The 6,055-nt window shown below is 62.9% G+C and carries 6 protein-coding genes; 1 reads left to right on the top strand and 5 read right to left on the bottom strand.

What is annotated here, in order from left to right:
• Window positions 1-8 precede the first annotated feature (8 nt).
• From J0I64_RS22415 to J0I64_RS22405, 3 genes are all read right to left on the bottom strand, one after another.
• On the bottom strand, window positions 9-587 hold the full coding sequence (locus tag J0I64_RS22415; RefSeq protein WP_291412490.1) for a hypothetical protein: 579 nt from the start codon (window positions 585-587) through the stop codon (window positions 9-11).
• A gap of 18 nt (window positions 588-605) precedes the next feature.
• A complete protein-coding gene (locus J0I64_RS22410) occupies window positions 606-1,100 on the bottom strand; it encodes a peroxiredoxin (RefSeq protein ID WP_291412488.1) in 495 nt (164 codons plus the stop codon).
• 110 nt (window positions 1,101-1,210) lie between these two features.
• A complete protein-coding gene (locus J0I64_RS22405; protein WP_291412486.1) occupies window positions 1,211-2,029 on the bottom strand; it encodes a protein-disulfide reductase DsbD domain-containing protein in 819 nt (272 codons plus the stop codon).
• 130 nt (window positions 2,030-2,159) lie between these two features.
• Between J0I64_RS22405 and J0I64_RS22400 the strand changes: the two genes are divergently transcribed.
• Window positions 2,160-2,735: a YqgE/AlgH family protein gene (locus tag J0I64_RS22400; protein ID WP_291412484.1), complete on the top strand. Its 576-nt coding sequence runs from the start codon at window positions 2,160-2,162 to the stop codon at window positions 2,733-2,735.
• A gap of 16 nt (window positions 2,736-2,751) precedes the next feature.
• Here J0I64_RS22400 and J0I64_RS22395 read toward each other — a convergent pair whose 3' ends face one another.
• Both J0I64_RS22395 and J0I64_RS22390 read right to left on the bottom strand, forming a co-directional pair.
• Entirely contained in the window at window positions 2,752-5,625 is a 2,874-nt protein-coding gene (locus J0I64_RS22395; RefSeq protein ID WP_291412482.1) for an EAL domain-containing protein, read from the bottom strand.
• Window positions 5,626-5,829: 204 nt separating this feature from the next.
• Window positions 5,830-6,055 (bottom strand): GNAT family N-acetyltransferase (locus J0I64_RS22390; RefSeq protein WP_291412480.1); only part of this gene is annotated, 226 nt, incomplete at its 5' end.

The following is a 6,055-nucleotide window of genomic DNA, read 5'->3' as shown; positions in this document are numbered from 1 at the left end:
GCGAAGCTTCAACCGCGGGTGTCGAAGCCAACCCAGATGGTGATGCTCTCGCCGCCGAGATAGGGAATGGCGACGTTCTCCACCACCTTGACGAACTCCGCCGATTGGGCCGGCGGGGTCAGGGCGACGGGAATGGTGTACTTTTCCGAGAAGACGGCCTGGCCATCGCGCTCGACCGCAAAGCGGATCGGGGCATTGACCGAGGTCTGCTTGCCAGCGGGCCCAAGCAGCACGCGGCCGGAGGCACCCATATTGACGGTGATGAGGCCGTTGGAAACGACGCAATTGCGCGTCACTTCATCGATCACGCCTTGATACTGCAGGGCCTTGGCGTCGCCGGTGCGACCGCCGCCATAGTAGTACATGGCTTCGCCGCCGACGCGGACCTTGATCGCCGGGCATTCGGTGGCGATGGCGGGCAGCGCATTGGTCTGGGCCTGAGCCACGGCCTGCGGGGTCGCGGTCGCGTTCTGCAGATTGGCGCTCTTGCTGGCGCCGCCGCCAAACATGTTGCCCATCGAACAGCCGGCGAGAACCAGGGTCAGGCCGGTCAAGGCGACAAGTCGGGTGAAGGTCGGCTTGGTCATCGTTCTCTCCCGCCTCAGTTAAGCTTGCGCTGCTTCTAGCGCCATAAGAATGGCAGGGGCACCGCTGGCGTTGACGCCGGGGGCGTCCTCCACAAAAATATCGCTCACCTTGCCGTCGCGCACGATCATGGCGGAGCGGGCATAGCGCGTTCCCATGCCATGCGCAGAAAAATCCTTGGCAAGGCCGAGGGCCTTGGCGAGGTCGGCATTGCCGTCCGCGATGAATTCGATGCTGCCCAGCGCCTCGGAAGCTTCCGCCCAGGCCTTCATCACATGGGCATCATTGGCAGCGACGCACACGATCCGGTCGACGCCCTTGGCTTTGAGCTTGTCGGCATTGGCGAGAAAGCCCGGCAGGTGATTGACGTGGCAGGTCGGCGTGAAGGCGCCGGGAACGGCGAAGAAGACGACGGTTCCCGAACCGAGGACGGCGTCACTAGTGGTTTCTGATACGCCGGACGCGTTCACCAGCTTGATCCCCACCGAAGGGATCGCATTGCCATGCTCTATCATTACTGGAATTGCCCCATGCCCATTTGGCGATCAGCCTCGCCATACTCCAAAACGCGCCCCGTGACTGGCGGCTTGGCCGCACTATACAAGCCCGAAGGTCTTGCCGGGAATTAATTGCTCGCCGGACCGGAACCGATGGTCCGCGAAAGCGCGAAAGCTCCCATGCCGGTCATGAACGACACCTGAACGTGTTTACCTTCAAGGTCACTATTCTCGGTTTTCGTCAGAATGGGAAGCAGGACTAGCCCTTCTTGCGGGCTTTTTTGCGGCACCCCGAAGAGCGGCGTGCCCGTCTGGGTGGCCACGATCAGCGTCGAGACGTCTACCGTCTTGTCGTCAACCCACACGGCCAGGGCCTTGTCCTCGGGCCGGTATTGAACATCGCCGATAGGCTCCTCGCCCTCGTTCCAGGCGATGGGGGCTTCGGCGAGCGCCTGCTTGATGCGCAGCCCGTTGGGGCGATCGGGCTCGGCATCGGTCAGGGCAAGGGTAAAACTGGCCTGGGCAGGCAGGCAGATTTCCGAGCAGATCCCGAGCATGGCCGAGATCGACAGCGTGCCATGGGGATCATCGGTGGCGACGGTGATGGGCAGCAGAGTATTGCCGAAATAGGCGAAATCGACATAGCCCGAACTGGTATCGACCTCAGGATGGGGCCAGACGATTTCGGCCGATTTGACGCCGCGCGAGCCGGTCAGGTCGAGTTCGGTCGGCAGCCCCGTCTCGCCGGGCACGCGCCAATAGGTCTTGGTATTGTCCGGCATCTCGATCTCGAGGCCGAAAAGCGCGGTGCCATCGGGCTTGACCACGCCAGCGCTGACGAGCCGCAGCTTCACCCCGGGCACGACTTCCTGCCATTCCGTTTCCCCGGCCAGGGGAGCGGAAACCAGCAGCAGGGTGGCGATGGCGGCAAGGGCGATTTTTTGCATGGGCAAGGCATTAGCGCAGGAGAGAATGAAGGAATAGCTGACATCAGTTCAGGCCTTCGTGAAGGCAAACAGATCCACCTGCGAGCGTCATGCGCTTGGCATAGCGGCCCGCAAGCCGTAAAATCAACCCATGGACAAACTTGAAGGACAGTTTCTCGTGGCCATGCCCGGCATGGAAGACGAGCGCTTCGCCCAAAGCGTCATCCTGCTCGTGGGACATGGCGACGAAGGAGCGATGGGGCTCGTGGTCAACCAGGAACTGGCGAACCTGACCTTTGCCGACATCCTCGACGAACTCGACCTCGGCGACCCCGATGCTGTGATCCGCCTGCCCGATCTCATCCGCGAGCGTTCGGTCATGCGTGGCGGTCCGGTCGAAAAGAGCCGCGGCTTCGTGCTCCATACCTCCGACTATCACAGCGGCAATACCTACAAGGTCACCGAGGATATCGGGCTGACGGCGACGCTCGATGTGCTCAAGGCCATGGCGTTTGGCCCCGCACCACGAGAATCGTTCTTCGCGCTGGGGTGCTGCGGCTGGAGCCCTGGCCAATTGGAGCAGGAAATCGCCGAGAACGGCTGGCTCACCGTGCCGTTCACCCGGGAACTGCTGTTCGATATTCCGGTGGAAGACCGCTACCGGCGCGCGCTTGAAAGCCTGCACATCACCCCGGCAAGCCTCAGCAGCGACGCCGGTCACGCCTGAAGTTTGGGGGGCGGTATTACCGCCCCATCTGTGCGAGCAGCTTCTTCGCCATTTCAGAACCCGTCATTGCCGTGCCGAAGGCAAAGCCCTGGGCAAAGCGGCAATTGAGCTGGCGCAGGCGTTCGATTTCGTCGAGCGTCTCGACGCCCTCGGCCACCACCATCAGATCGAGATCCTCCGCGAGGCCGACGATAGCCTTGATGATCGGCGCCTGCGTGTGCGGGATGCCGGTTTCGGTGCCCATTTTCACAAAGGCGGCGGGGATTTTGATCGTGTCGAAGGGGAAGCGGTGCAGGTAGCTTAGCGACGAGCTGCCGGTGCCGAAATCATCGAGCGCCAGGCCCAGCCCGAGGCTGCGCAGCGCTTCGAGCATATATGCGGAATGCTCAGGATTGCTCATCACCTGGCCCTCGGTGATTTCGAGCTTCAGGTGGCCAGCCAGCGACTTGTCCTGGGAAACCAGATTGCGCATGTCGTTGAGTAGGGTCTCTGTCGCCAACTGCGTCGGCGAGAGATTGACCGAGATAAAGAAGTCCTCGGGCAGGCCGATTGTCGTCATCCAGTCCCTGGCCTGGGCGGCCGCCTGTTCGAAGGCGAGGCGGCCAAGCTTTTCGATCTGGCCCGAGCGCTCGGCGAGCGGCACGAACTCGTCCGGATTGACCACGCCACGCGTCGGGTGGTTCCAGCGCATCAGTGCCTCGGCGCCCACGATCTGCCCCGAGGCGATGTTCATCACCGGCTGATACTGCACATGCAATTCGCCCTGACGCATGCCGCGCTCAAGGTCTTCCTCGCTGGCACGGTTGTAATTGGCGATGGAGCGGGCCGAGGCGCGATAGGCCTCGATGCGATCACCACCCAGGCGCTTGGCGTAATACATGGCGAGCTCGGCATCGCGCAGCACGTCGGGCGCTTCAGCCGGGTTGCCGTCATAGATGGTCACGCCGATCGAGGCCGAGATCGTCAGGTCGCGGTCGCCGAAGTTGAACGGCGCCTTGAGCGCCTTGCGGATCTGTTCGGCGCTTTCGGCAATCTTGCCGGCCGTCTGTTCGGAGGCAAGAATCACCGCGAACTGATCGCCCGAGATGCGCGCCACCGTGTCGAGCGGCCGCATGACGCGGGCGATGCGCCGGGAAATGGCGAGCAGCACCGAATCGGCGGCCGAGTGGCCGATGCGCTCCTCGAGCTCCATGAACCGGTCGATATCGATGAGGAAAACCGCCGGCTTGATGCCGCCCGCCTGGCGGGCCCGCACCAGGGCGCGTTCCAGCCGGTCAAGCAGCAACTGCCGATTAGGCAGACCCGTCAGGCTGTCATGCACGGCATCGTGCAGCAGACGTTCGCGGGCAGCGCGATCCTCGGTGACATCCTGCAGGGTGCCGACGATGCGGTTGACCTGGCCATCGCCGCCCAGAACCGGTTTCACGCGCATGCGGAAGGTACGGTAGTTGCCGTCGTGACCGGCAATGCGCATATCGGCCGAAACCTTGCCACGACGAAGTTCGACCAGCGTATCGAAGGCGGTGCGGAAGCGGTCACGGTCGTCGGGATGCACCCGGTCGAGCCAGCGCTTGATGGCGCCGCGCAGCGCGCCACGCTTTTCGCCCAGGCGGGTGGATAGTTCGTCGCCCACCGTGACGCGGTCGCGGTCGATGTTCCAGTCGAAAACAAAGTCGCCAGAGCCGGTCAGGGCCAGCGCCCGGCGCTCCCCCTCGCTAAGGGTGCCGATGGTCACCTGTCCTTCGGAGAAGGCGTGCTGCACTGCGGTAAAGCCAAGTAGCATAACCACGAGCACGAGGCCACCACCCACGGCGGGCTGCGCCACGTCGTTGCTGACCTGGCCCGAGATCACCAGCCAGGAATAGAACAACCAGGCAATGAAGATGATCCATGTGGGCACCAGGAGGACCGCACGGTCATAGCCGCGCAGGGCCAGCAGCAGGATCAGGAAGAAGCCGGACAGTCCGAGAAGGGCCAGCACCAGCCGGGCAATCGTTGCTGCAATCGCCGGCTGGAAGAAGGCAAAGGCAAAGAGCGCCAGAAAGAGCGCAGAAAGACCCAGCGCCAGATGGATGAAGCGCAGGTGCCATCGGTGAAGGTTGAGATAGATGAAGAGAAAGCCGGCCAATGTCGTCGCGATGCCCGCCTCCGCGGCGGCGCGCAGCGGCTGCAGCCCCCCGGCGGAAATGCCGAACAGGCGGCCGAGAATGGCAAAGTCGATGAGCAGATAAGCCAGCACCGCCCAGGCAAAGGCGGCGGTCGCTGGGAAAACTCCGCGACCCTTCACCACGAACATGATGGTGAGGAACACGGCAGCAAGCGAGGCGACACCCAGCACCACGCCGCGGAACAGCGTGAAGGAGTTAACGTAGTCGCGATAGGCGTTGGGCTGCCAGAGATAGAGTTCGGGCAGCGAGCCCGATGAAAGCTCCGCGATCAGCGTCACTGTCGCGCCGGGGTCGAGGGTCACCTCGAACACGTCGGCTTCAGGATCGGTCATTTTCACCGGACGAATGCCGGCGCTCGGCGTTACCGCCGTGATGCGCGCGTCGCCGAGATCGGGCTGAAATACCCCTGATCCGGGCAGGCGATAGAAAGGCGCGACAAGCAGGCGTTCGATCTGCTGATCGGAATCGTTACGCAGCGCAAAAATGGCAAAAGACGGATTGCGGCCCTGGTCGCTCGCCAGCACTTCGATGCGTCGAATAATGCCGTCGGCGTCGGGCGCGGTCGAAAGCTGTACGCGGCCACTAGTACCGGGCACGATTTCGACGACGTCCGAGAGATTGACGGCATTCACGTCTTCAGGGACGGAAATGACTTCGAACGCCTTGAGAGGCTGGGAAAAGGCGAGCGCAATGATGATTGCGAGAGCAAAAAAGGGACGCATCAAAAGCAGCTAATTCCCACACAAGGCTTCATTGTGGCGGCAGTCAGCCTGCTCGAGAGCCAGGCGAACGAGCCAAAAGTCGTTGGCAACCTCCGAAGGGGCGCACTCTTGGTAAGGGAGATTGCCGGTTGCGGCAAGCCGGACCGGGGAAGCCTTACCCCGGATAATCCGCTTTTGAACCGATCGATCCCGCTGCCCCACTGGCTAGGCCACCCGGTTCGCCCGCGCCAGCCGCAGGCCGTCCCAGCGCTCGCGTGTCAGGCCCATCAGCACATGGTCTTCCCAGCGCCCGTCGATCTGCAGGTAGCGCTCGGCAAAGCCTTCTTCGACAAAGCCGTTCTTTTCGAGCACCCGGCGCGAGGCCATGTTGTGCGGCAGGAAGGCGGCGTGCACACGATGGAGGTCCAGCGTTTCGAAGATGAAGCGCAGC

Source organism: Devosia sp., from assembly GCF_017307565.1.
Classification (GTDB): Bacteria; Pseudomonadota; Alphaproteobacteria; order Rhizobiales; family Devosiaceae; genus Devosia.
This window is presented reverse-complemented; position numbering and strand designations above follow the sequence as displayed.